The organism is Catenovulum agarivorans YM01 (assembly GCF_000281085.1).
In the GTDB taxonomy this organism is placed as follows: Bacteria; Pseudomonadota; Gammaproteobacteria; order Enterobacterales; family Alteromonadaceae; genus Catenovulum; species Catenovulum agarivorans.
On record NZ_JH767534.1, the window covers coordinates 12,236 to 38,085 of the forward strand.

Consider the following 25,850-nt stretch of genomic DNA (forward strand, 5'->3'; position numbering starts at 1 on the left):
TTGGGGTTAGTCGACACTTCCCTTCCATCTTATCCGTAAGCTTTATATATCCTTAATTCAAGGGTTATCTATGTTTGATTATATGAATGCTTTTTCGCGCAATATCGGTTGGTTAACCACTGCTGAACAAGCTCAATTAAAAAATAAAAGAATAGCAACCGCTGGTGCCGGTGGAGTTGGCAGCGAACATATAGTAACGCTGGCGCGTTTAGGTATTGGAAAGTTCAATATCTCTGATTTTGATGAGTATGAGGTGCATAACTTCAACCGCCAGGCGGGCGCATTTATGTCAACTGTAGGGCAACCTAAAGTGGAAGTGATGGAAAAAATTGCGTTAGATATCAATCCTGAGTTAGACATTAAATCTTTCCCTGATGGGATCTTTGAACATAACGTCGATGAATTTTTGCAAGATGTTGATGTATATGTCGACAGCTTAGACTATTTTGCGCTGCAGGCGAGAAAGCTGGTTTATAAAAAATGCTTAGAAAAAAATATTCCTGTTGTTGTGGCTGCACCAATTGGTATGGGCACTGCGTTATTGTGTTTCACTGAAGATAGCATGAATTACGAGGAGTATTTTAGGTTCGAAGACTGTAAAACAGAAAACGAACAATTGGTAAAGTTCCTCATTGGTTTAAGTCCGTCATTGATTCAGCGCAGTTATTTAGTCGACCCATCAACCAGTGATTTTATTGCGAAAAAAGCGCCTTCTTTGCCAATGGGCGTTAAATTGTGTGGCGGTGCAGCAGCGTCTTATGTGTTAAAAATATTATTGAACAGAGGTGATTTGGTCAAAGCTCCTTGGGGTCTGCATTTTGACGCTTACAAGAATAAAATGGTTAAAACTTGGCGTCCATGGGGAAATAGAAACCCAATCCAACGCATTATGTTTTCGATAGCTAAAAAAGTAGTTTTAAAACAATAAGTAACCAACTGAGTAAAGTGATTATGGATAGACTTGAAGCTATGCCCCCTTTAGTCCGCGCTATACTAGAAGACGCAATATGGGCACCAAGTGGTGACAATAGGCAGAATTGGCGGTTTAGAGTAAAATCTAATAGTGAGTTTGAGATAGAGATCGTAGATGATTCTGATTGGATGGTGTACGACAAAGAAGGTAATGCTACGCTAATCGCACTGGGTATACTGTGTGAGTACATAAAAATCGCCGCGTCAAAATATGGATTTACTACCCAAGAAACTTTCGAATCATTGAAAGTGAAGCAAGTCAGCAAATGTAGTATCAGCTTAACTAAGCAAAGTATTCGACAAGATCCGTTATATGAACAGCTAAAAATACGTACTGTCCAGCGAAAGCCGATGGGCACATATCCATTGACAGGAGAAGAGAAACATCTGCTAGAAAACGAATTAGCAGAAAGTTTTTCGATTAAATGGCTAGAGTCGGATAGCGACAAAAAACAAGTCGCATCACTTATGTTTGGTAATGCACATACCCGCTATGCGATGAAAGAAGGATACGAAGTGCATTCTAAAATAATCGACTTTAGCAAAGAAGGGTTTGTTAAAAGTAAAACAAAACTACCTGCAATGTCACTAGGGATTAGTTTGTTGTGGGTCAAGTTGACTCAACTGACGTTATCTAGTTGGCCATTATTCCATTTTGTTGAAAAGTATATGGCTGGGACTTTAGTGCCTCGATATCTAATGGAATATCAAACAGCTATTCAGTCGAGTGCGCATTTTATACTGTTAAAAGACGAGCCGGTAAAATGCAATCAAGATTATATTGAAGTTGGTAAAAATTTAATCCGCTTTTGGCTAAAAGCATCTCAACTCGGTTTAGGTTTTCAACCTGAGCATACGCCAGTGATCTTTTCTGAATTGCTACGTAATCAAGTGCAATTTACCCAAGATCAACGAGCTTTGTCTAATGCAGTTAAGATGGAAGCTCAGTTTAGGCAATTTGTTGGTGATGAGGCAGTTAATAAGGCTGTTTATATGGGCAGGCTTGGGCGGAGTGATTTGCCCAGCTCTCGGTCTGTTAGAAAATCGTTGGCAGAACTGTTGATTTAAGTTTGAAGGTTGGGGCAACCTTCAAACCGATACTTTAATTCTCTAGGCAGGTATATCCTGTTATAGAGAATTGATTGTCTACTGCATTTTGGATGTTTTGAGGGCACATATTAATTGTACCAAATGCTGTTAACTTGCCTGTCGCGTTTTTAAATAAACCTGTTGAACCGCTAATATCCATTATTTGCTCTATCACGGTAAAGCCACATGGTGTCGGTAGATTTGTACTTGGATCTAGCAGTAACTTACCTGAGTCATCCTTTGCAAATTCAGTTACGCCTGTAACATAGGCCTGATCGTTATGGGTGTAAACTTCTCCCAAGCCATTCTCTAAAGTTATATTGTGGTTTAATGTTATCGAAAAACCATTTTGGTTGGTTATTTGACCTGAGATACTGCCGTTTGTCGAGGCAACTTTTTTCTTTTTGAATCCTTTAACTTTGTAAAGGTTTAGTAGAATTGTGCCTTCCTGCTCAGTTTCTGAAATGTTTTTAGTTTGAATATTGCCCGATATTCTGTGGTAAGTACCAGATTCGCATATTTTAGCCAAATTAAATGCATAAACGGATGGACTAATCACCGTTAAACAAGTTAATCCTAGTAGTGTTTTTCTCATGTTAGTTCCTTTCTTTTGGGTATAAAAAAAGCCAACATATGTTGGCTTTTTATTTTAAGGGTGTTTAAAGCTTAATTAAGCTTGTTTACGACGACGTAAACCAACTAAACCTAATAAGCCCATGCCGAATACTGCTAAGCTAGCTGGCTCTGGTACAACACCAAACTCTGTTAATGTTAAGTCAGCCCCTGCATTTTGAGTTGTGATTGTAACATTTACAAAAGCAACTGAAGAGAAATCAGCCGCAGTAAACGATGGTGCAGCCACAAAAGATGAAAAACTAACCAATTCGCGCGTCAATGAAGTGATTTGGCTTGAAATATCAGAGAAAATACTTACACCACCAAAAATATCACCAACAGCTACTGAATAAGCGAAGCCGATATCAGAGGCTACAACATCAAAGTAAAAGTGTTCACCAAAGCTAAGTAAATCAAGTGGACCTGCATTAGCGTTAGTATCTGCGTATGTCATGCTAATTTCGGTAAACATGAAGTTGTCATTGTTTAGTGCTAGTACGCCATCACTGAATAATGTAAATGATGTCGCTGATGTGTCAACTGCAGCGTCAGCTGAAGCTGGCAACGCCTGCAACTCATAAATTACATCACCGTTATAAGCGTTAATATCAGTTCTAGTAGTTGTATCGTAATCAGATACAGCAGTAGCTGAATTGTTGTCTACCAATAAATTAATAACTGGGTCGTAGGTAAAGTCATCTAAAACTACGTCTGCTTGCGCTGTACCAACAGCTGTTACTGTTAAAGCCACTGCTGCTAAAGTGTGTTTAAAGTTAATCATAATCGTATCCTTTTGTTAAAGCTGGTTATTGAACTAACATTTTGTGAATCAATGTATCCAAGATAATGCAGTACGTGTGCCAGTTTTGTTTTTTTGTTTGAAATCAATGTCTTGTGTTTTTTTTTGAGTTTGCTCGAAAAGTAGGGTGTAAATAATTCTGACATATTTCTTTGAGAGATTATCCTGAAGCATTGAAGTGGTTAATACATAAAAACAAAGCCCAATTTCAATTGAAAATTGGGCTTTAGCTGCCAAAGGACGATTTATCAGGTTGAAATATAATGTTTCAACATCATAGTTATAACTGTGATTTAGCTTCGGCCACGAGTTGTTTTTCATTATCAGTGGTTGGATTAAGCGAATTAAGCAAACTGCTTGCTTGATCTTTTTGCCCAAGTTCAGTCAGAGCTTTAGCTTTATTTACAGACATTTCAATGTTACCTGATGTTTTGCTTAACGCTAAGTCAAACTGAGCTAATGCCTGTTTTGCTTTGCCGTTTGCCAATAGAGCCATGCCATAAGTGTCTATTATTGCGGGGCTTTGTGGCAGAGCTTCTACAGCTTGTTCCGCGTAAGTTAAAGCTTGTTCATTTTGTTTAAACTGTAAATTAATATAGGCCAAGTTATTTAATACCAAAGGGTTATTTGGTTGGTTTTTGTTTAATTCTAAATACTCTACTTCAGCGCTTTTATAATCTTTAATATTTAAATATGCATTTGCCAGCATTGCTTGTACATTGGCTGATTTTTTCTTTTCAAGCTCACTGGTTTCCTTATCTAAATGACCCTGTAATATTTCAATTGCTTTTTGTGGGCTATCCACTCTCGCGGCTGTGCGCGACCATGCAATGACATTTTTGGCATTAGGTTGTTTTTCATAAGCCGTTTTGTAATGTTCGTTTGCTTGGTGAAAGTTTTTGTCTGTAATGGCTTGGTTACCCAATATTGAAGACAACATCCAATGTGAAGCAGTTGTAGGGGTTGTTTTTACGTCTTTTAACGCTGTTTGGTCTAAAGGTTTGCCCTGCCTGCTTTGGTAATCTAATTTTAGCAACTTTAACCCGATATTATTGGGGTGGCGAACTAAAGTTTTTTCAACCGTTAATAAAGCATTATCTAAATCCCCGGTAATTTCATAAGTAGTAAACAATTTTTGTGCGGCTCGTAAGCTGTCAGGATTTTTTACATTAACTGATTTGAAATTATCAATCGCCTGTTTCCACTCTTTTTGTTTCAGGTGAACATCACCAATTAATAACTCAATACCGTTTATCGGGTTTTGGCTATTTTTTATTGACGTTAAGGTTTCTAAAGCCTGCTTATTTTTGTTTTGTAAACTGAATAAATAAGCTTGGCCAAGTTTGAGTAAGTTATCTTGTGGTTTGTCAATAATCGCCTTTTTATAAAAAGCTTCTGCTTGCTCGGCAAATTTCGCGTCTTGATTGGCAATTGTCAATAAATTACGCATTGCAGGTGCGTGGGAACTGTTGTTGCTGATTAGCTTTGTGTATTTATCTAAAGCCTGTTGGTATTGCTCTGCTTTGTGTTGGTACAAAGCTAATTTAAACAGTGCAGCAGGGTTGTTACCGTCTAGTTTTAGTACTGTCTCAAGCTTTTCTTGCGCTTGCTCTGGCTGCTGCTGTTGTTCAAAAATAGTTGCTTCTAGCAAATGTCCTTGAGTTTGCTGAGTAACATCACTTTCCCCTTGCCATTGTTTGGCTATTTTTAGTGCTTCTTCCAATTTTCCTTGGCTAAGGTAACCCATAGCCAGCCCTTGTTTTGCTAAAGCAAGTTCGGGGTTTAGTTGTAGCGCTTTTTCTAAACTTTCAATCCCTTGTTCACCTTGATTGAGCTTTAATTGCATCAAACCTTGTTTAGCTATTTCATTGGGATTATCGCTGGTTAAACTAATTGAAGTTTCGAGCAATTCTTGTGCTGCGGCAGAATCGCCTGATTGTAATAAGTATTGACTTGCACTGGTCAATAGTGAAGCGTCAGACTCAGTTACATTGGTCATATTCTTGAGATTTTTTAATGCCAACTCGTCGTAACCTAGCTTCAACTGCAAGTCGATTAATAACCTTTTGGCTATGTGGTCGTTTGGAATTTGATCGGCAATAGCGGATAAATGTTCGAATGCTTGTTCATATTTCGCCAATTGATAGTTACTGTAGCCGGCAATTAAACGATTCATGCTGGTGTCTATATTTCCTTGAATTGCCTTTTCAGAGAATAATTTAGCTTGTTCAAAATTTTTGTTATTAAACTCAACTTGGCTCTTTAACTGTTGAATATAGCTACCATTCGGTAGAGCTTTTAATAAGCGGGCTACCACAGGCTCTGCTTTATCAAAATCGTTATTGCCGATATATGCAGTGGCCAAAAATATTTGAAACTGCGGATATTTCGGCATCAGCTTAGTTAAGCTTTCATATGCGCTAACAGCATGTTGGCTTTGTCCCTGCATTAAACCTATACGGCCTTTTAAAATTAATGCATCAAAGTTATTAGCGTCTTCAGCTAATACTTGTTCAACTAGATTAATTGCCTCATCTGTTTTTTGTTCGCTGATCGCTATATATGCTTTTGCTAGAGCACTAATATCTGATTGTTGGTTTTGCTGAATAATATTTTCAAATTTATCAACTGCTTCTTGATATTTTCTATCTTCTATATCAACAGCCGCTGCGTAATATTGAATAACTGAGGTGTCATGTTTTTTTGCAAGTTCTAAAATGGCCGAAAAACTATTATTCAAATAATAATTTTTCACTAATAAATTATTGGCGGCAGTTTGTTGTTCTGGTGCTAAACCTAATTCTAGTGCACGAAGTAATTCCTTTTCTGATGCATTGGTTTGACCTGTTTGAAAATAAAGTTCACCAAGAGTGAATCGGTAGACTGCTTGTTCTGTGTTTTGTTCTATGGCGTTTTTGAGTTCTACGATAGCAGCGTCTGTTTTATTGTCATTTATGTAATCTGTTGCTTGTTGGAAGTGCTCGTCTGCTGTTTTTCCAAAGCAGCCAGTTAATGCGATACACAAAGCAATTGTTGAGAGCTTGAATGGCGTATTCATAATAATCCTTATAATTTTAAAATTATTTTCACTTATAGAAAAAGAGTATATAGAGTTTAGTTACGGTATAGTAGAGTTTCTATAACTTAGTATAAAAACAACCTTTGGATGTTACAAACACAACTAAAAATCGAGATAACAAACGAAGCCGAGTCTTTTATTAATGCGTTATCCCAGTTATCGAACCAAGCATCAAATTCGCCTTTTACCTCTCTTTTGTGGATGAAAAGTTGGGTTCGGTTGCCTGTTAATTTCCAGTTTATTATCTGTTTCTTCGATGGAAAAGTTGTTGGCGTTGCTGGTTTGTGTTTTAAAACTCAGCTTCGTTATGGACTAAATTGGCAGCAAGCGTATTTGCACAGAACGGGGTTAGATGAATTTGATCAAATATGGCCTGAGTGCAATGATGTTGTCGCCTTGCCAGAATATAAAAATCAGGTGTGGCAGGCCGTGCTCGAATATTTTCAGCAGAGTAACGCATTAGAGTTGTTGGTTGGGTTATCTGAGCCGATTGACTATATAGAAAACAGTCAAAGTTTGTCTTGGTACAAAGACATGACTTCAACTAGTTATGCACGCCAGTTGCATAGCAATTTTGCAGACATTAACAGTTTACTAAATTGCTTGTCGCGTAATTCACGTTCACAACTAAAGCGTGCAATCAATAAAGTTGTTGCACCGGTAAAGATAGAGCAGGCCAACACTGTGGTGCAAGCTTTGCAAATGTTTGATTGGGCGTCGACGCATCATAAAAAGCGCTGGCACGACAGCGGATTTTTAAATAGCCACTTTGTAGAGTTTCATAAAAGTCTTATACGGTCGGGAGTCGACAACAAACAAGTTATATTGTTGCAGGCAACTATCGGTGAGCAAGTGGCGGCGGTTTATTATTACTTTTTACAAGATAAACGTGTATATTTTTACCTTGGATCAGTAAATTACGATGATTTTGACGATAAATACAAAATTGGTTTGTTGTCACACTGTTACGCTATCAGTCATTTTGCAAAGTTAGGGTTTGAGCTATATGACTTTTTGGCAGGTGAAGCTAGGTATAAAGCCTCATTGTCAGATATTGAAACCGAACAATGTATGTATGTAATTGACAAACCAGCTGTTAAGTTGAAATTCATCAAGGCATTAAAGTCAATAAAACAGATAATAACTAGAAACTAAATATGGAACAGTTTGCATGAACCCGAGTTTAAATATTTCATTTTCTTTGACAGAACACCTCGGGATAGCCAGAAATAATCAAGTCTGCCGTTTTTCTGTGCCCTTTGCACAAGGTCAAGTTAACTCGATAGAATATATAGGTATACAAAACCAAGCGGGTCAATTCGTTACTTGTAGTAAACAAGTGTTGGCTTCTTGGCCTGACAATAGCATCAAATGGCTTAGTTTGGAGTTTTTTGCAACAATCGCCGCAGCACAAAGCGAACAATGGACTGTGGTTGTAACAGATTCTTTTGCTGAGCAAGATGCTGTGCTACAACCTGAACTAGAAAATACTGCACCTGTTTTACATAGTGTTCGTTTAAAACTAAAAGATTACCCTCTTGTTGAAATGCCGATAGAGTGGCATAACAGCACAACAACACAAATCAGCGCTTTATTCGATGCGTCATTAGTGCTACCGACAGATCAGCGGATTAAACTAAATTTAAGCAAAAAAAGTTACCAACAAACCGGTGATACACTCTATTCCGCAACACTATTAAATGCCCGTGCAGCGACTCATGCTGGTGGGCTGTGGGATTTAGGCGATAGCGCTTCGATTGAAATTGAATACTGCGAATTGGTTTTTCTTAAAGATGAAAAACAATTATCTGTAATTGAACTAGCAGACGAAAAAGTATTGAACTATGGGCAAAATATAGCCCGAGTTGTCCAAGTCGCCAGTGGTGGCGAAAATTGGCAAAGCCCAGTCCACCTAGATAAAGATTTGCAAGTGCCATTAAAACAAAATGGTGCGTTAGTGTATGACGCCGATGGTCAGTGGGAAAACCTTGCTACCGCCAGATTAAACCCAAGCGTAAAATGTGCTGACACCTTCATTATTCAACCGCAACAATTTTGGCAGAATTTCCCAAAAGGGGTGGCGCTAACAGAAAACAAAATTGTGGTTGAATTACTGCCGAAGTGTGATTATTTGCATGAGCTGCAAGCAGGCGAACAAACAACATTACAAGTTAGCTGTTACAACCAACAGAATAAAACTGATTTTGTTAGTCAAGCGCTGACTATTCAAGTTGATTTAACGCATGTGCAAAATAGCCAAGTATGGCCGTATTTTTGCCAAGCACAAGAATTGTCACCAATAGAAAATATCATCCAGCGTGGTGTGAATGGTGAGAGTAACTTTTTTGCCAAACGTGAAGTTGTCGACGAATATGGCTGGCGCAATTTTGGTGATTTATATGCCGATCACGAAACCGATGGTTACCAAGGCGATGATATCTTTGTTTCTCACTACAATAACCAATACGATCCTATTTATGGTTTTTTGCGCCAGTGGACATTAACCCAAGATTCGCGTTGGTTGGAGCTTGCGCAAGATTTAGCTAAACATGTTAAAGATATTGATATCTATCATACGGATTTAGACAAAGCTGAATACAACCACGGACTTTTTTGGCACACAGATCATTATCTACCAGCTAAAACAGCCACACATAGAACTTATTCAAAGCACCATGAACAAGGTGCGTATATGGATCATGCTGGTGGCGGTGGCCCAGGTGGACAACATTGTTACACCACAGGTTTGATGTACCACTATTTCTTAACTGGTGATGAAACTTCAAAACAGACTGTTCTCAATTTAGCTAAGTGGGTTGGTCATGTTTACGATGGTGAAGGTGGACTGCTTGAAGCTGTATTAGCGGTCAAAAATGCCGGTCAAGCAGGCTTCACTAACTTAGTTACGGGTCAGTATCCACTTGACCGCGGTGTTGGAAATTTTGTCATTGCCTTGTTGGATGCTTATCAATTAACTAATGATAAAAGTTATCTAAACAAAGCAAGCTCAGTTTTGCATAAAACTATTCATCCAACTGAAGATCTTACCTTGCGCGATTTAAGTAATGTTGAATATGCATGGTTTTATACAGTATTGCTGCAAGCTGCTTGCCGTTATTTAGCGATAAAAGAACAAGCGAGTGAACTGGATGACGAGTTTTATTATGTGCGTGACGCATTGTTGCACTATGCGCAGTGGATGGAGCAAAACGAATATCCGTATTTACATAAGCCAGAAATTCTAGAATATCCAAATCAAACATGGACAGCGCAAGATATGCGCAAAGCGAATGTATTAGCTTGTGCTGCGTATTATGCTCCTGACTCAGATATGGCAAATAAGTTTTGGCACAAAGCATTGTATTTTTATCAATATGTTGCCGACACCTTGGTTAATGACCCAACGACCCATTACACGCGAATTTTAGTTTTGTTGGCGCAAAACCATGGTGTGGTTGAATATTTTACGCATAACAAGCCTGAAGATAAATTTGCGGCTATTCAGTCTTATGCGCAGCCGAATTGGCATAATACATCAGCAAAACTAATTCGAGTTGTTAAATTATTTGCAACTCGACTAGTCAAAATATCAGTCAGCCGTGAGGTGAATTGGCTAGCCAAACGTTCGGCCAAAGTCGCAAAAATTCTGGGTAAAGAAGCTAAACAGGAGAGCAAATAAATGCTAGTGTCATTTATTATTCCGCATAAAGGCCGCATTGAAATGCTGGCGCAAACAGTCGCTTCTATTTGGCAACAAGATTATCCAGCGGAGCTGTTTGAAATAATAGTTGTGACCCATAATCATGATTTAGACCCGAGCGTGTTATCAGCAACCGATGGCCGACAGGTTAAGTTGGTTTTTCAAACGGCTGACAAAACAATATCAGCTTCACGCAATATTGGGGTGAATCACGCACAAGGCGAATATCTAGCATTTTTAGATGCGGATGTTGAGCTTTCCAACAATTGGATTAATGCCATGTTGGCTGAACTGAATAAAGAGCCAGAACGTGTTTTGGTCAGTGCAATGCAAAAATGTCATAACAATGCGCCGCCGCTGGAAAAAATTCGTACAGCTTTAAGCAATGCTGAAATAGATTGTTATTTAAGATTTTTGCCTGGTCGTAACTTATTTTTGGCGCGAGAAACTTTTTTCGCCGCGGGGCAATTTCCAGAGCACTTGATTACTTGCGAAGACTATTACTTTACCGACCAAGTTCATAAACACGGTAAATTGTATTATTCATCGGCGGCGACTTACATCCACTTAGGAGAAGACAAAGTCCTTGGCGAAATGTACAAAAAAGAAATCTGGCGTGGCCAGTCAAATATTCAATCTATTAAAGGTCGCAATATCCCTCTAAGTGAAATACCGAGCTTTTTAGTACCTGTGTGGATAGCATTTTTTGCCATAGCCACTTTGATTAGTTTGTTATTTACATCAACTGATATGGCTTTGGCGAGTTTGTTCGCGACCATACTGCCTATTGTTATCTACGCATTTAGGTTATACAAGTTACCGACAAATACGGTATCCTATTGGCAAATATTAAAATTTTATCTAGTTTATTTCCCCGCAAGGATAGTTGGCACTTTTGGTGGGGTGATTAAAGTGGTGGAGTTAAAACAACAATGACAACCCAACCCATCAAAGTATTACAGTTTATCTGCCCGACAGGGTTTTATGGCGCTGAACGTTGGATATTAGCCCTAGCTCGATATTTAGATCCGGAAAAAGTTCAATGTGATTTAGCAGTTACGCTAGAATCTAATACCCAGGATTTAGAGCTAGTTAAACAGTACAAAAAGCTCGGTTTAAAAACCTTTGAAGTGCCAATGAAAAATAAGTTTGACCTTGCGGTAATTGATCGTATGGTTGAGCTGGTAAAATGTGAAGGTTATACGGTTATTCATACCCATGGCTACAAATCCGATATCATAGGTGTGCGGGTTGCAAAAAAAGCAGGCATTCGTTGTGTTGTTACCCCACATGGATTTGAAAACGCTAAAGATTTTAAACTAAGAGCCTTTATCTGGTTAGGCTGCCAAGCAATGAAGTTTGCCCAAGTGGTTGCGCCATTGTCGAAAGCTTTATGTGATGATGTGTTGCGCATGGGGGTTAAGCCTAACAAGTTAGCGTATATCCAAAACGGCGTTGACCTGTCTGAAGTTGAAGCACAACGACAACAAGACAATCCGTTAAAGTCTAGCGGTAATGCCAAGCGTATCGGTTTTATTGGCCAGATGATCAGCCGCAAGAATATCTTTGATATTTTAGATATTTTTAATGATTTAGCAGCAAGATATCCAAAAATCACTTTATCGCTATTAGGTGACGGCGATCAGCGTGCTGAACTTGAAGCTTATACACAGAACCTACAATATAAAGACAGAATCGAATTTTTAGGTTTTCGAGATGACAGGTTAGAGTTATTACAAAGTTTTGATTTGTTTGTCATGACTTCAACTTTGGAAGGTATTCCGCGTTGTTTAATGGAAGCGACAGCTATGGGCGTACCGGTTGCTGCTTATAATATCGCAGGTATAGACCAGCTTATTCAGCACCAGCAATCTGGTTTATTAGCCAAATTGGGTGACAAACAAACCTTAACCGAATATTGGGAAACTTTGTTGTTCGACCAAGACTTAGCAACCCAATATGCAGACGCTGCGCGCACCTTTGTATATGAAAATTACTCAGGTAAACGTATGGCGCAAGAGTACTACGACCTATTTGTAAAAATGGAAAATGGACAGTTTGATTAATGGCGCAGTTGAATAAACAAAAAGTTAAATTTGTTATCTCTGTTGATACGGAAGAAGAATGGGATTGGTCTGGGCCTTTTCCACAAAAAGATTTTTCGGTCGACAATGTACAACAAATTCCAGCTTTCCAAAACTTTTGTCAAAAGTTAGGCGTTAAACCTAGCTATTTTGTCGACTATGCCGTTGCAAACGATCCAGCGAGTGTCGCTATTCTGAATAGTGCTGTTGCTGGTGGAAAAGGTGAGATTGCCGCGCATCTACATCCTTGGTGTAATCCACCATATTATGGTCAAACCACTGAATTTGAGTCACATGTAATTAACCTACCAATAGAGCAAGTTGAAGCCAAGCTTGAACAGTTAACCGACAAACTGAAAACTGTATTTAATACCCATCCTCGAGCATTTCGTACTGGTCGTTGGGGGATATCTGGCGATGTATTAAAGTTGCTGGTGAAATTCGGTTATGACATCGACTCCAGCGTTTATCCTTACTACAGCCATAAGTTTTTTACCTGTCAAGGTGCGCCAATTCATCCATACTGGCCGGACTATGCCAATGTAGTAAAAGTTGGTGAGCAAAGGTCATTATTGCAAATTCCGGTATCGGTTGGTTTTAACAATACTAACTTTGCATTAAGCAGCAAGTTTCATCGTTTATTGGAAGAAAGTTGGTTGAATAATTTACGCTCAGTTGGTTTAGCTTGGCACACGGGGTTATTGCGTAAACATTATCTTTGTCCTGAATTAGCCAGCGCAAGTGACATGATTTGTTTAGCCAAAAACATGTTAAAACGTGGTGAAACTGTGTTCCATATGTATTTACACAGTTCTAGCTTGTTAACCAGCGCAACAGGTTTTATGAAAGATGGAGAAGGCGCACACACTATATTAGAGCGCATTCAACCTGTGTTTGAGTATTTGCAACAAAATGCTGATGTGGAGTGCATGACAATTTCACAGGTCGCAGATTGGTTTAAACAGGAGCAGGCATGAGCAGCCTTGGACAAATAGAAATTAACCTAGCGACCAATCAGCAACAAGTTGCTTGGGACGAGTATGTTAAGCAGCATAAAAATGCCACGCCTTACCATATGTTTGCTTGGGGATTAGCGGTTGAACAGGCATACCAGCATAAAGCTTATTATCTAATCGCAACTCAACAAAATACTATTGTTGGTGTGTTACCTCTGGTTCAGTTTAAAAAGCCTTTCGCAAAACAACAATTATGCAGCTTACCATTTTGTGATTTAGGCGGCGTGTTAGCCGATAGCAAAGTGATTGAACAAGCTTTGTTGGCTGAAGCCGGTAAATGGTTAATGCAAAATAATCAGCCGTTTATTGATTACCGTGCAACAGAAGTGAATTACGACAGTGCAGCTTCAGAACAAATTGATTTGGATAACAAAAAAGTCAGAATGTTGCTGCAACTACCTGAAAACTCACAGGCTTTATGGGACGGATTTAAAAGTAAATTACGCAGCCAAATTCGCAAAGCGGAAAAAAATGGTTTAACTGCTGAAATTTCATTAGCCAGCAATAAAGAACAAAAGTTTGTAGATGGTTTTTATCAAGTGATTAGCCGAAACATGCGTGATTTAGGCTCACCTGTGCATAGCAAAGCTTGGTTTGACAGCATATTGAATTTTTATGGTGAAAATTCAGTTATCGCCCTTGTGTATAAAGATGACATAGTGGTTGGTGCAGGTATAGTGCTAACCTGTGGGAATAAAGCCTGTATTCCTTGGGCTTCTACTGTGGCTGAATACAATCGCTTAGCGCCAAATATGCTGTTGTACTGGACTTTGTTGCAACATGTTGCCGACAACAATATTGCCAATTTTGATTTTGGCCGCTCCACTTTTAATGAAGGCACTTATAGATTTAAAGCTCAATGGGGCGCGCAAGCCGAATTGTTAGACTGGTGCCAGTTGAATGCGCAAGGTCAACGCATTAATACTGAAACACACGCAACGGGCAAAGGAAAAATGCGTGCGAGGGTGGAAGAAATTTGGCGCAAGTTACCGCTTGCAGTTACAGAAACTGTCGGCCCAAAAGTTAGAAAATATATTAGTTTGTAGCCTTTTTTGTAGGAATTAGCATGTGTGGAATAGCAGGATTTAGTCGATTTAATTTCTCTGGTGATACAGAGCTATTAGTGCAAATGGGCAATACAATCGCACACCGCGGCCCTGATGCACATGGTGAATACGTCACCGACACAGTCGGTTTGTGTCATAGACGTTTATCTATCATCGACTTATCTGAAGCTGGTAAACAACCAATGCATTCGGCCGATGGGCAAATATCTATCGTTTTTAATGGCGAAATTTATAACTACCAAGCTGTGCGAGCTGAGCTTATCAACAAAGGCCACGAGTTTGCTAATCAAACCGATACTGCGGTTATCATAGCTGCTTACAAAGAATATGGTGAAGACTGTTTAGCCCATTTAAATGGTATGTTCGCTTTTGCAATATGGGACGAAGCTCAACAAAAGCTGTTTATTGCACGTGATAGGCTTGGCAAAAAACCTTTATATTATTATTTTGATGGTACAGATATCTTTTTTGCTTCAGAGCTTAAAGCGCTGAAACAAATCTCACAAATACCAACAGAAATAAGAACCGATGCGGTTTATGACTTTTTTGCTTACCAGTATATCCCAGATCCTAAAACCATATATAAAAATATCTACAAATTAGAGCCAGGTCATTGCATTAGTTTTCAACAAGGCAAATTAGATAAACGCCAATATTGGGATGTTAGTTTTGCTAATACAGATAATGCCGATATCAAACAACATGAACAGGCACTAATTAAAACCGTAACAGATTGCACTAAAACACGTATGGTGGCAGATGTGCCTTTAGGCGCATTTTTGAGTGGTGGTGTCGACTCAAGTGGTATTGTTGCATTGATGTCTAGTGTTGCCAAAGAACAAGATGGTGACAAGGCGAAGCCTGTGACCACTTGTTCAATTGGTTTTGATGTTAAAGCATTTAATGAAACTGAATTCGCGCAAGTTGTTGCTGATAAATATCAAACTGACCACCATGAATTTATTGTTCATCAAAACGTTAAAGACAATTTAGCTAAAATTGTGCGCTATTTTGATGAACCATTTGCTGATCCTTCTCTAGTACCTACTTATTTTGTATCTGAGTTGGCACGCCAACAAGTGACAGTTGCCGTAGCTGGAGATGGTGGCGATGAAATTTTTGCCGGTTATGAAAAATACGCTGTAGACGCCCAAGAGAATAAAATTCGTGATGCCTTTCCTAGCTGGTTTAACAAAAAAATAGCGCCAAGTTTAGCTAAAGTTATCAGTGTTACCCCACTGCTTAATACAAGCACAGTAGGTCGAAAAGCTTGTTCATTGTTAAATACTCTAGCAGTCGACCCAGCTATGGGCTTTTATTATTCGAACGCTTTTATTACCGATAAAACTTGGTTAAGTCTGGTTAATGAACAAACTTCAGCAGAGCTAGCTGGTTATCACCCGAGCAAAATTACTTTAGACAAATATAGCCAAGCGGATGGCCCAGATCATTTAGCTAAAGTGTTGTACACAGATTTAAAAACCTTTTTACCAGGTGGCATTTTAGTTAAAGCAGATCGCATGAGCATGGCGAATTCGTTAGAAGTGCGCGCGCCTTTGCTTGATTATACTGTGGTTGAACAAGCTGCCAAGATACCGTCCGAATACAAGTTTAATCAAGGCGATAAAAAACATATTTTAAAGAATATTTTTAAGCCATTACTGCCTGATGAAATTTTATATCGGAAAAAAATGGGCTTTAGTGTGCCCTTGGCTGATTGGTTCCGTGGTGAAATTAAACATATAGCAGAAGATAAATTATTAACTAACAACGCAGGTTTAGTTAAATATTTTAAAGCCGACGCGATTAAAAAGTTATGGGATGAACATCAAGCAGCTAAACATGATCATGGTGCTGTGTTATGGAGTTTACTGATGTTCCAAATGTGGTGGGATGAGTATGTCACAGCAGAATAAACCGACACGAGCAATGCACCTAACCTATGATATGCGCATAGGTGGTACTGAAATGGTGATTAAAAATATAATTGAAGGTAGTGCTAGCGAATCCTTAATCCACAGCATTTATTGCATTGAAGAGCCTTTAGGTCCTTGGGGGCAAGAGCTACAACAGAATGGCGTTCAAATTACTAGTTGTAATCGTCAGCCTGGTTTTGATACCAATTTGATTGGTGCAATAAGAAAACATATTAAACAACATGAAATAGATGTATTGCATTGCCATCAATACACACCATGGGTTTACGGCTGTATTGCCGCCATGTTTACTAAAACCAAAGTGATATTTACTGAACATGGGCGCTTTTACCCAGATTTTGGTACATGGAAGCGTAAGCTTGTAAACCCTATTTTATGTAAATTTACCAAACATATAACCGCCATTTCTAAAGCTACTAAAGAAGCTTTGATAGAGCATGAAAATATACCAAGGGACAGAATTGAAGTTATTTACAATGGTATTAAGCCAGTAGAAGTAAACGAAGAAGAAGTTACAGTTTTACGTAAAAAGTTGGCTATTTCACCAGATACTAAAGTATTAGGGACAATAGCTAGGCTAGACCCGATAAAAAACCATAAAATGATGTTGGATGCATTTGCAATGGTGTTAAAAGAACATCCCGACACAGTTTTGATTATTGTCGGTGATGGCGAAGAGCGACAAAATATTGAAAATCAAATCGCCCAATTGGGTATTCAAGATAAAGTAATAATGCCAGGCTATGATCCTAAACCAGCGAAATATCTTGCATTGATGGATATATTTTTACTGTCTTCTTTGTCTGAAGGAACTTCAATGACTTTGTTAGAAGCTATGAGTTTAGGGAAGCCATGTGTTGTTACTGATGTAGGCGGCAACCCTGAAGTTATCAAGCAGGGTTTTAATGGAGAGGTATCTCCAAGCAATGTGCATACGGAATTTCGGAATAGAATTCAATACTTGCTTTCATTTGAAAGATACTTAATATTTTCACGAAACGCATATGTAGACTTCGATAATAGATTTTTTTCAGCAAAGATGTGTTCTAATTACAAGCAAAAATATGATGATTAGCCTAAATAATTTTGTATTCACCGTGTTCTTATTTCTGGGTATACTATCAACTCAAGCATTCGCGTGTATTATTGAAAACAATGCAATTGAACTTGAAGTTTATGAAAAAATCAAGACTATCTATGGGCGTGATGTTTGTGACACATTTAAAAAAGTTGCAACAGCTAAGAAGCTGCCTTTAATTGATATTAAAATGTTTGAATATGAAGGGGGATTTAGACTTTCTCCGAAAAATCTCATTCAAAGTGATAATTTTAGTAACGTTGACTTTTCTTATGGCGTTATGACCTATGATTCAATACGCAACTCCATATTTATTAGTGGAAATCCTAAATATGGATCCATTATCGAGTTTGCAATGCCTGAGATTGTAAAGTCAAAAAATATTCAAGACTTCGTAATTGTAGAAACCTCAAGACAACCTTATTTTCGGTTTTATAATCCTAACGATGTAGCATCAAAAAAAATAACTGGTATAGACGGTTTTTTCAGGATTACAGGCATTGGTAAATTAGGTCGATCGCTAATAGTAAATTATATAAATTGGTATGACGCTAATGCTAATGAAGCAGATACGTCTATTGTGATCACGGATGCTCACAACATGGCTGCAAGTGAAATTAAAGGCCCATATCAAATTGAAGGGGCAGCTAGGGCTTCCGGTTGGATTACGCCAATACCTGAATTTTGGCAGGACTTGCTTGGAGGCAGCCACATATTGGGTAATCAACCTTATGCTTCTATAATTTCGCGGTTATCCGTAGGCCCAAGTGCGTTTGCATTTTATCCAAGACCAGATATGGTTTACAGTGAAGCTAGGCACGTTCCATCTGTTCGTCTTTTAGATTTCCCACTAAAGAATTTTTTAAAGTTAGACCAACTTTATGGTGATGATGTTAGCACGCGCGCTATTTTAAATAATGAAATGTTAAATAATGACTTATGGACTGTTTTGAGCGGTGCAGCAATTGGGTTTATTGTCCCAAATACAAGGACTTATGTAACTATTGGGAAGTCAGGGGGGCATAAATCGGGAGTCGGCTACAAAATTCAGCAACTCAATTCAGGTTCTAAAAACACTTGTGGTGGGTCTTGCGCAAGAGACTTTAACGACAATGGCTCCTATTATTGGATGTGGGATGCTTATGACTTGTTTAAAGTGAGGTTGGGGCTAATGGAACCTTTTGAAGTTAGGCCTTACGATTATGGATACTTCGAAGTACCAGTTGGTAATGACCTATTAGCGTCAAGTGGAGCTTATGATACTGAAAATAATAGATTATTTTTATCTTTTCGAAGCGGGGATACGTTGGGGCGATTTGCTAGACCTCCGCTTATACTCACTTACAAGCTGAACATATAGAGTAATATAATGAGCCTGCCACTTATTTCCGTAATTATTCCAGCATACAACGCGGAAGCATATATAGAAGAAACACTGCAAAGTGTTTTTAAACAAGATTATAGCAACCTAGAGATACTGGTCGTTAATGACGGTTCGACAGATAATACGTTAGAAATCTTAAACAAATACCAAAATAAAATTACGATTTTCGATATTGCTAACTCGGGTGTTTCTTATGCTCGAAACTTTGCAGTCGAACATGCTAAAGGTGATTGGTTAGCATTCATTGATGCTGATGATCTTTGGGACACTGATAAACTATCCAAGCAGTACGCACAGTTGAACGGAAATTTATGGTCTCATTGTAATTCGTATTACATTGGTGAAGAGCAATCGGGTAAAGTGACTCGGGCTGAACTTTCTGAGCAACCTGCTGGTTCTGTTTTTGATAAATTAGTGCTCGAAAATTTTATCACCACTTCAACAATCCTAATTGATAAACAAACCTTTATTGATGCAGGAGGCTTTGACGAGAAGTTAGCCGCGCTTGAAGATTGGAAACTCTGGCTCGATATTGCTTTTAAACACCCGATTTCATATGTAGATCAGCCAGTTGCTAAATATCGTGTTTACCAGGGGTCAACTTCTCGCAAAGCAAGAAAAATGTTGCCACTTCATTTAGCAGTAATTGAACATGCATTTACTAAGAATGTGTCGAACAATCAATCGTTAAAAAAACTAGCCCAAGAAAAATCATACACTATTTGTTCTTACTTAGCTGAAGATGCTGGCGATAGTAGTTTTGCATTAAATTGTGCATGGCATGCTATGAATATTGGTCGATTTAAATTGCCTTTAGTTAAGCGCCTTGTAAGAACACTACTTAATTCAGTAAAAAAATAAACCTAATATAACCTTTTAAAAATCCAGTTATTAGACACTTGAAATGAATAAATTAAAAATAAAAATTCTGAAAGAGAAGTTAATTGAATTGATCAAATATGATCATAATCAATGGAAATTTCTGTTTGTTTTAGTTGCCCATTTAGCCGTATTTGCACACTTACTTATGGGGAAACGCCTTAAAGCTTTTAATATTGTCTCAAGTGTTTATCGCACTGGTTGGAAGGGCAGTTTTAGTTTTGGTGTTTATTGGGCTAAAAAGGCATTCAAGGACAACGAAAATGCAAAACAATTAGTGCAATTAGCCATTGATGATATTCAGCCTCTATCCAATACAGCGCAATTTATTGAACATCCTGACCGCATGTTAGATGGCATTGTGACTGTACTTAAAAGTCCAAGTAATAATGAAAAAGGGGTGATTGTACTTAACTACAGCTACTACTTTTTACTTTTCAGAAAGTTTTACGATATTGAGAAAATCAGTCAGGATTACATCATTATCCTAGAGCCAAGCTGGGCTGGTTTTTGTGAAGTGAGTATTCTCTCATACGCAAACACCTCTGATAGTGTTTATCTAATGTGTTATGAGAAGCGTGATCTAGATTTTATACAAGCGCTGGATTGTAAAATTAAACCGTTAAAAATCGGTCCGAGTTGGTTTGTCAACCATACGAACTTCCAACCTCATAATGTTGAGCGTGATATTGACATTATCATGGTAGCCGCTTGGGCGAAATTTAAACGTCATGGGGCTTTTTTCAAAGCTATCTCAAAATTAAAGGGCTTAGGGGTGACACCTAAGATCACTCTCGTTGGTTATCCTGTTGATATGACACAAGATGAGATTGTCGAGCTGGCTGAGTTTTATGGGGTAAAAGACTGGTTAACTATCTATGAATCAATCACTCATCAAGAGGTTTCTGCCTTATTAAACCGCAGTAAAGTTAACGTACTTTGGTCTAAGTTCGAGGGGAACAACCGCGCCATTATCGAAGGTATGTTCTGTAACACTATTGTTGTGATGAGAGAAAATCACAATTATGGTGAACATTATGACTTTATCAATCCGCAGACAGGCGATTTTGCTGGTGAAGATACACTAGCCACTAAAGTAAAAGACTTGCTGACTCGCCAAGAATCTTTCTCTCCACGTGATTATGTCATTAACAACCGTAGTTGTATTGAAGCTACCGCGATCATGAATAAAGAGATCTCCAATAATGAACGTGCCATTGGCAGAAATTGGTCAAAAGATATGGTTGTAAAAGTGAATGAATTACACCAAATGGACTATTTGGATATAAGTGATCGAGTGCAGTTTAAGCGCGATTACGAAACATTATTAAGCAATTTAAAATCTTAGGGATAAATGATGGAATTAAATTTAGACTCACTAGAGCAGTTATTAAAGTCTTTTGAAGAGCGTGTATATTTTTATCCAAACCCTGGCAATGCAGGTGACTCTCTTATTGCATGCGCCACTTTTCAATTTTTTGACAAAATTGGTTTGAATTATGAATTAGTTAAGGATGCATCTTTTGATGCTACTGGTAAAACCGTCATGTATGGCGGTGGTGGTAATTTTGGCGGTGAAGAAAGCCGTGCCGGTCAGTTTGTCAAAAAGTACAAAGATACAGCGAAAAACCTAGTGTTTTTACCTCATACCATTTTTGGAGCGGAGCAGTTATTAGCCTCTTTAAAGTCAAATGCCCATATTATTTGTCGTGAAAGAGTGTCTTACGATCATGTTAATAAGACAAGTCCTAACGCACATGTATATCTTCACGATGATATTGTTTTTCAATCTGATCACAGCAAATTTATTGCTAAAGAGCCAAAAGTAAATTTTTTACCATACCTATTTAAAGAGTTTACTACACGTCTATTAGGGCAATCTGATTATGACTTTGGTCTGAGTCTGAAAGGTTATTTAAGCTACAAAGCGTTTTTAAAGACGATACCTGAAAGAAGAAAGAAAAATGACAAGGTACTCAAGGCATTTCGTGTTGATGTTGAGAGAACATCTGATGTTGTTCCTGAAGGCAATGTTGATTTATCCGCTGTTCTTGAATTAAGCTCATGTCAAAAAGATTTAGCAGCCTTATCTTGTTATCACTTTTTAAACGAAATTAACGCTTATGAAGAGGTACACACCAATCGGTTACACATTGCAATTGGAGCTGCTTGTTTAGGCAAAAAAGTAAAGCTATATGCTAATAATTACTTTAAAATACGCGCCATTTATGAATATTCAATTCTAGGAAAATTCGATAATGTCGAATGGTGTACAGAGTAGAATACAGTAGTACCACTACAGTAGGTGTGAGAGCAAAGCATTATTTGAGTGTGTTAATACTGATTAACTGACACTTAGCAAAAGGAAATAGGAAAGGTATGAAGGTTACATTTAGTGGTTTCTACGGTATGAGCAATACAGGAGATGATTGTTTCTGTAAAATCGCCGAGTGGGGGGCAAAGCATTACTGGAACGCTGATACTAGTTACTTTTTTTCTAAAAAGATCCCACAATTATCACCGAGTAGTAAGCCTATTTTAAAGCAACTACCTCACCATCGACTGGGTTTTATCAATAAGTTTCTTGCCGATAATCATTTTAAAAAGAATAACCACCTAGTATTTGCTGGTGGCTCTATTTTCCATGGTAAAGAATGGTGGGAAATGGATTATGCCAAGCAAAATTTAGATAGATTTAAACTCAAAGTTGGCGCTATAGGGGTGTCTGTTGGTCCATTTGATTCGGTCAATCATGAAAAGAAAGTGATCGAATTTATGAAAAATATGTCATTTATCAGTGTTCGTGATCAAAAATCATATGACATCGTCAAGAGTTACAACCTCGACTTACCGTGTATTAATAGTTTTGATTTAGCCGCTTTATTACCTAGAGTTGAACCTTGCACGACTTCTGATGGTAACTCATCTGAGGTGACTATCGGTTTGGCACTCTGTTCTTTTAACGCCAAGTCTGCTCAAGCCCATCATGACAATCAAAGCCGTCTTGAATTACTCGCTTCTGCCATTAATCGCTTAAATATTCTTAGAAATAATCAATTAAAAACTAAATTGTTTGTATTTCACGGGCACGAGGCGCAAGGGGATTTAGCGACAAATAAGATGTTGGCGAATTTATTAGACCCATCTGTTAAGTATGAAATCTGTCATTATCACAGAGATCCTATGGATATGTGGCACCAAATTGGATCTTGTGATGCGGTACTGAGCTTTAGGTTACACGGTGCTATTTATTCATTTATGGCACAAGTGCCTTTTTTACTGGCTGAAGTCCATGAAAAAGCGACTAACTTTCTTGATGATATTAATTGGTCGGATCAACTTAGAGTAGGTGATTTTGAAGTATCTACAGACGAGTTAGTTGATCGAATTGAATTGATGCTACAACCTCATGATTTTACCCAGGATGTTGAAAGGTGTATCTTAAAAGCTGAAAAGAATTTCACTGAAGCTGTTTTTGATTAAACGCAATTTATAATAATTCACAGACATAATTAATATAACTTACCCTGTGTTAATTAGAAATTTAGCTAGATTTAAAAGGGGAATTTTCAGTTGAGCTTAGCCAAAAGAGTGGCCAGTAGTACCACATTGATTCTTGTCGTTCGTTTATTTCAACGTGGTATTGGTATTATCAGTCTGCTGATTTTAGCGCGCTTACTCACACCACAAGATTTTGGTGTTGTGGCAATAGCAACTATGCTGGTATTCCTATTTGACACGCTCTCTGAAGGGGGAACTCAGCAGTACATCATTCAAAAAAAATCTTTAGATGAATTAGATGTTATAACTGCTTGGACTATATCAATCTTATCTAAACTCGTTTTATTTGTTGCTTTACTTTTCTCCGCACCTGTTCTGGCCGATTTTTTAAATGCTCCTGAAGCAGAAGCCGCGATCAGAGTGATGGCATTGGTTCTGCCGATATCCGCTTTTGGAAGTCCTAAATTATTCTTGCATAGACGGGACCTTGAATATGGCATTATTTCTAAAATTTTATTGATTGAGCGAGTTGTTAGCTTTACTGTTACCATTGCCTTGGCATTCCATTTGCTGACGTATTGGGCGATGATTTATGGCGTTCTGGCCGCGTATACCTGTAAGACTTTGCTGTCGCATTATTACGCGCCTTATCCAATAAAGTTTTCGTTAAGCCGTTTAAAAGATCAAATGAGCTTTTCGCTGTGGATGTTGCTTCGTTCTATTTTGGGTTACATCAGAGCAGAGTTTGATATCATTTTTGTCAGTAAGCTGTATGGTGCAGATCAGCTTGGTGGATTTAGCTTAATGAGGAATCTATCTTATTTACCGAGCCGAGAAATTATCTCCCCTGTTTCCAATGTTTTTTTAGCAAGCTTTTCTGAAATAAAACGAAGAGGTGATCAAATTGGTGAGCACATCGTTATGGTTTTAACCATTTTGTTATTCACTATTACACCTGTAATTGGTTATCTACATGTGTTTAATCAGGACTTAGTCTCAATATTTTTAGGTGAGCAATGGTTGGCTTTCTCACACCTTTTACCTTTGCTATCTGTTTTTACTATAACGTTTGCCATTTCTACTTTTGTCCAGCAAGGGCTTATTGCTAATGGGGATGTTAAGTTATTATCTATCTATGAAATGGTTACGCTAAGTGCTTTACTGAGTTTATTCGCGTTCTTTTTCACGGGTAGTATCGACGAGTTTGTTGCTTATCGGATTGCCTTTGCATTTCTTACACTTGGTATTTTAATCATCTTTTGTTTCTACCGATTTAACTTGCCTATTTTTAGTTTGCTATTTATCTGTAGTCAGTTAGCTTTTGCATGTTATATCTCGGTTTACTTATCTGAATTAAAACAAGGGGAAGGCATTAGCCATTTAATTATCGGCAGTATTATTTACTTTGCTAGTTATCTAGCTATATGTTTATTTTTACTCTTTATCTTCCAAAAGCACAGGATCTTAAAAGAAGTGATAGCCTTAGCTGGCCGAGTAATAAACGCTAAATTAAAAAAAAGTTGACCAAAATCAAAGTTGATCTAGCTAGAAAGCTAAAAAACGCTAAATGAAATTTAGCGTTTTTTATCCAGAACAGTGTCAATGTTAATTTTTGATTAGATTATTTATTTGAGCAGCAAATGATTGGTTGTGTGCCACTTGTTGCTCAATCTTTGGTTGTTGTTCACTGTGAGTTGAAATGGCTTTTTCAGTGACAGAAACTGCTAACTCGATATCTTTCATTTGTTGTGGTTCAACACCTGATACCTGGGTATGAGTTTGGACAAAAGACTTAATCTTTTCATCGCAATAAAGTGGCACAAAAGGCACACCTGTCGAATAGGACATGATACATCCATGTAAACGAGAACTGACCACAACCTTAGCTTTAGATAGCTTCAATAGCATACCTTGATGATCGGAAGTCATATTTGAGTGTTCTTGATATTCTAGGCCCATTTTATCCGCTAGTTGTTTCATAGACACCCTTAAGTCATCGAGTTCCACACCTTTTAGGCGAAGGTCTGATGGATGATACATATGGAGTAGGGTGTTGGTTTGACCTGAATTTCCTTTATAAAGCTCATTTACATAGCCCACTGAAGGGCAGATACCCATATGAATATCCCTTGGCGCAACCTTTTGAATTTGTTGTTCGGTATAAGTGTCTCTAACACCAATTAACTGAGCTTGATTGATTATTTGAGCAAGGTAGTCATCATCGAATTCAGGTCGACCAGCCATTTTATTGATACCTATGCCAAACAGGACATATCTTAAACCGGAAGCTAACACTGTATCCCAAAAAGGCTTAAATACTGGCTGTAATAAACCACCACCGCCTATAACGAGTATGCAACTAGGGTTATTTTGTTTAATCTCGGCAATGCTTTTATCAAAGTGTTTTTTCCATACGGGTGAGCAAAATAATTCAGCACCAGGTTGTTTAACTAAACTTTTTATCCCTAAAAACGAAATATAATCGCCAACATTTCGTTTATTTGCATAAATGTAAGCAACCTTGGCATTCTCAATTTGCTTGGCATTATTGAGCTTTTGTCTGATGTAAAATGGTAACGAGCCATACAAATCAATATGCTCTGACAGGTATAAGTCATATCGCCACTGGAGAAAAGAAGGTAACTTCATT

At 38.0% G+C, this 25,850-nt stretch carries 20 protein-coding genes; 16 read left to right on the forward strand and 4 right to left on the reverse strand.

Annotated elements, in window-relative coordinates; translation table 11 throughout:
* The first annotated feature begins 70 nt into the window (after positions 1-70).
* Positions 71-928 (forward strand): ThiF family adenylyltransferase, encoded by an 858-nt coding sequence (locus WSC_RS0116410; RefSeq protein WP_016957037.1) that lies wholly within the window; start codon positions 71-73, stop codon positions 926-928.
* A gap of 23 nt (positions 929-951) precedes the next feature.
* Positions 952-2,040, forward strand: a complete 1,089-nt coding sequence (locus WSC_RS0116415; RefSeq protein ID WP_016957038.1) for a hypothetical protein — start codon at positions 952-954, stop codon at positions 2,038-2,040.
* A gap of 34 nt (positions 2,041-2,074) precedes the next feature.
* Here the strand turns inward: WSC_RS0116415 and WSC_RS0116420 are convergent, their stop codons facing one another.
* The 3 genes from WSC_RS0116420 to prsT all read right to left on the reverse strand — a co-directional run bounded on the left by WSC_RS0116420 (position 2,075) and on the right by prsT (position 6,533).
* Positions 2,075-2,656, reverse strand: coding sequence for a hypothetical protein (locus tag WSC_RS0116420; protein ID WP_016957039.1), 582 nt, complete (start codon positions 2,654-2,656; stop codon positions 2,075-2,077).
* 75 nt (positions 2,657-2,731) lie between these two features.
* Entirely contained in the window at positions 2,732-3,457 is a 726-nt protein-coding gene (locus WSC_RS0116425; protein ID WP_016957040.1) for a PEP-CTERM sorting domain-containing protein, read from the reverse strand.
* Positions 3,458-3,755: 298 nt separating this feature from the next.
* Complete coding sequence (gene prsT, locus WSC_RS0116435) at positions 3,756-6,533, reverse strand: XrtA/PEP-CTERM system TPR-repeat protein PrsT (RefSeq protein WP_016957042.1); 2,778 nt, start codon at positions 6,531-6,533, stop codon at positions 3,756-3,758.
* 108 nt (positions 6,534-6,641) lie between these two features.
* Between prsT and WSC_RS0116440 the strand changes: the two genes are divergently transcribed.
* From WSC_RS0116440 to WSC_RS0116505, 14 genes are all read left to right on the forward strand, one after another.
* On the forward strand, positions 6,642-7,709 hold the full coding sequence (locus WSC_RS0116440; protein ID WP_016957043.1) for a GNAT family N-acetyltransferase: 1,068 nt from the start codon (positions 6,642-6,644) through the stop codon (positions 7,707-7,709).
* Between the two features lie 16 nt (positions 7,710-7,725).
* The gene (locus tag WSC_RS23155; RefSeq protein WP_016957044.1) at positions 7,726-10,233 is read left to right on the forward strand and encodes an RIFT barrel domain-containing protein; all 2,508 of its coding nucleotides are present in this window, start codon (positions 7,726-7,728) and stop codon (positions 10,231-10,233) included.
* Positions 10,234-11,190: a glycosyltransferase family 2 protein gene (locus WSC_RS0116450; RefSeq protein ID WP_016957045.1), complete on the forward strand. Its 957-nt coding sequence runs from the start codon at positions 10,234-10,236 to the stop codon at positions 11,188-11,190.
* Positions 11,187-12,320: a glycosyltransferase family 4 protein gene (locus WSC_RS0116455; RefSeq protein ID WP_016957046.1), complete on the forward strand. Its 1,134-nt coding sequence runs from the start codon at positions 11,187-11,189 to the stop codon at positions 12,318-12,320. The genes WSC_RS0116450 and WSC_RS0116455 overlap by 4 nt, the downstream gene beginning before the upstream one ends.
* The gene (locus WSC_RS0116460) at positions 12,320-13,315 is read left to right on the forward strand and encodes a polysaccharide deacetylase family protein (protein WP_016957047.1); all 996 of its coding nucleotides are present in this window, start codon (positions 12,320-12,322) and stop codon (positions 13,313-13,315) included. The genes WSC_RS0116455 and WSC_RS0116460 overlap by 1 nt, the downstream gene beginning before the upstream one ends.
* Positions 13,312-14,400 (forward strand): FemAB family XrtA/PEP-CTERM system-associated protein, encoded by a 1,089-nt coding sequence (locus WSC_RS0116465; protein WP_016957048.1) that lies wholly within the window; start codon positions 13,312-13,314, stop codon positions 14,398-14,400. Before WSC_RS0116460 ends, WSC_RS0116465 begins: the two co-directional genes overlap by 4 nt.
* Positions 14,401-14,420: 20 nt before the next feature.
* Complete coding sequence (gene asnB / locus WSC_RS0116470; protein ID WP_016957049.1) at positions 14,421-16,337, forward strand: asparagine synthase (glutamine-hydrolyzing); 1,917 nt, start codon at positions 14,421-14,423, stop codon at positions 16,335-16,337.
* Positions 16,321-17,433, forward strand: a complete 1,113-nt coding sequence (locus WSC_RS0116475; RefSeq protein WP_016957050.1) for a glycosyltransferase — start codon at positions 16,321-16,323, stop codon at positions 17,431-17,433. Before asnB ends, WSC_RS0116475 begins: the two co-directional genes overlap by 17 nt.
* The gene (locus WSC_RS0116480; protein ID WP_016957051.1) at positions 17,423-18,796 is read left to right on the forward strand and encodes a hypothetical protein; all 1,374 of its coding nucleotides are present in this window, start codon (positions 17,423-17,425) and stop codon (positions 18,794-18,796) included. The genes WSC_RS0116475 and WSC_RS0116480 overlap by 11 nt, the downstream gene beginning before the upstream one ends.
* A gap of 9 nt (positions 18,797-18,805) precedes the next feature.
* Positions 18,806-19,681 carry a glycosyltransferase family 2 protein gene (locus WSC_RS0116485; protein WP_016957052.1) on the forward strand — a complete coding sequence of 292 codons (876 nt, stop codon included), beginning with the start codon at positions 18,806-18,808 and terminating at the stop codon, positions 19,679-19,681.
* A 43-nt stretch (positions 19,682-19,724) separates the two neighbouring features.
* On the forward strand, positions 19,725-21,047 hold the full coding sequence (locus WSC_RS0116490; protein ID WP_016957053.1) for a glycosyltransferase: 1,323 nt from the start codon (positions 19,725-19,727) through the stop codon (positions 21,045-21,047).
* Between the two features lie 6 nt (positions 21,048-21,053).
* Positions 21,054-21,980 (forward strand): polysaccharide pyruvyl transferase family protein, encoded by a 927-nt coding sequence (locus WSC_RS0116495; RefSeq protein WP_082196202.1) that lies wholly within the window; start codon positions 21,054-21,056, stop codon positions 21,978-21,980.
* 98 nt (positions 21,981-22,078) lie between these two features.
* Complete coding sequence (locus WSC_RS0116500) at positions 22,079-23,182, forward strand: polysaccharide pyruvyl transferase family protein (protein WP_016957055.1); 1,104 nt, start codon at positions 22,079-22,081, stop codon at positions 23,180-23,182.
* A gap of 90 nt (positions 23,183-23,272) precedes the next feature.
* Positions 23,273-24,724, forward strand: a complete 1,452-nt coding sequence (locus WSC_RS0116505; protein ID WP_026016904.1) for an oligosaccharide flippase family protein — start codon at positions 23,273-23,275, stop codon at positions 24,722-24,724.
* A gap of 81 nt (positions 24,725-24,805) precedes the next feature.
* Here the strand turns inward: WSC_RS0116505 and WSC_RS0116510 are convergent, their stop codons facing one another.
* A complete protein-coding gene (locus tag WSC_RS0116510) occupies positions 24,806-25,849 on the reverse strand; it encodes a polysaccharide pyruvyl transferase family protein (protein ID WP_016957057.1) in 1,044 nt (347 codons plus the stop codon).
* Between the last annotated feature and the right edge of the window lies 1 nt (position 25,850).

Coding starts and splice junctions, on each gene's coding strand:
- WSC_RS0116480 (WP_016957051.1), top strand. CDS start 17,423: ATGATGATTAGCCTAAATAATTTTGTATTCACCGTGTTCTTATTTCTG.
- WSC_RS0116455 (WP_016957046.1), top strand. CDS start 11,187: ATGACAACCCAACCCATCAAAGTATTACAGTTTATCTGCCCGACAGGG.
- WSC_RS0116410 (WP_016957037.1), top strand. CDS start 71: ATGTTTGATTATATGAATGCTTTTTCGCGCAATATCGGTTGGTTAACC.
- WSC_RS0116485 (WP_016957052.1), top strand. CDS start 18,806: ATGAGCCTGCCACTTATTTCCGTAATTATTCCAGCATACAACGCGGAA.
- WSC_RS0116460 (WP_016957047.1), top strand. CDS start 12,320: ATGGCGCAGTTGAATAAACAAAAAGTTAAATTTGTTATCTCTGTTGAT.
- WSC_RS23155 (WP_016957044.1), top strand. CDS start 7,726: ATGAACCCGAGTTTAAATATTTCATTTTCTTTGACAGAACACCTCGGG.
- WSC_RS0116425 (WP_016957040.1), bottom strand. CDS start 3,457: ATGATTAACTTTAAACACACTTTAGCAGCAGTGGCTTTAACAGTAACA.
- WSC_RS0116475 (WP_016957050.1), top strand. CDS start 16,321: ATGTCACAGCAGAATAAACCGACACGAGCAATGCACCTAACCTATGAT.
- WSC_RS0116510 (WP_016957057.1), bottom strand. CDS start 25,849: ATGAAGTTACCTTCTTTTCTCCAGTGGCGATATGACTTATACCTGTCA.
- asnB (WP_016957049.1), top strand. CDS start 14,421: ATGTGTGGAATAGCAGGATTTAGTCGATTTAATTTCTCTGGTGATACA.
- WSC_RS0116450 (WP_016957045.1), top strand. CDS start 10,234: ATGCTAGTGTCATTTATTATTCCGCATAAAGGCCGCATTGAAATGCTG.
- WSC_RS0116490 (WP_016957053.1), top strand. CDS start 19,725: ATGAATAAATTAAAAATAAAAATTCTGAAAGAGAAGTTAATTGAATTG.
- WSC_RS0116415 (WP_016957038.1), top strand. CDS start 952: ATGGATAGACTTGAAGCTATGCCCCCTTTAGTCCGCGCTATACTAGAA.
- WSC_RS0116495 (WP_082196202.1), top strand. CDS start 21,054: ATGATGGAATTAAATTTAGACTCACTAGAGCAGTTATTAAAGTCTTTT.
- WSC_RS0116440 (WP_016957043.1), top strand. CDS start 6,642: ATGTTACAAACACAACTAAAAATCGAGATAACAAACGAAGCCGAGTCT.
- WSC_RS0116500 (WP_016957055.1), top strand. CDS start 22,079: ATGAAGGTTACATTTAGTGGTTTCTACGGTATGAGCAATACAGGAGAT.
- WSC_RS0116420 (WP_016957039.1), bottom strand. CDS start 2,656: ATGAGAAAAACACTACTAGGATTAACTTGTTTAACGGTGATTAGTCCA.
- WSC_RS0116465 (WP_016957048.1), top strand. CDS start 13,312: ATGAGCAGCCTTGGACAAATAGAAATTAACCTAGCGACCAATCAGCAA.
- prsT (WP_016957042.1), bottom strand. CDS start 6,533: ATGAATACGCCATTCAAGCTCTCAACAATTGCTTTGTGTATCGCATTA.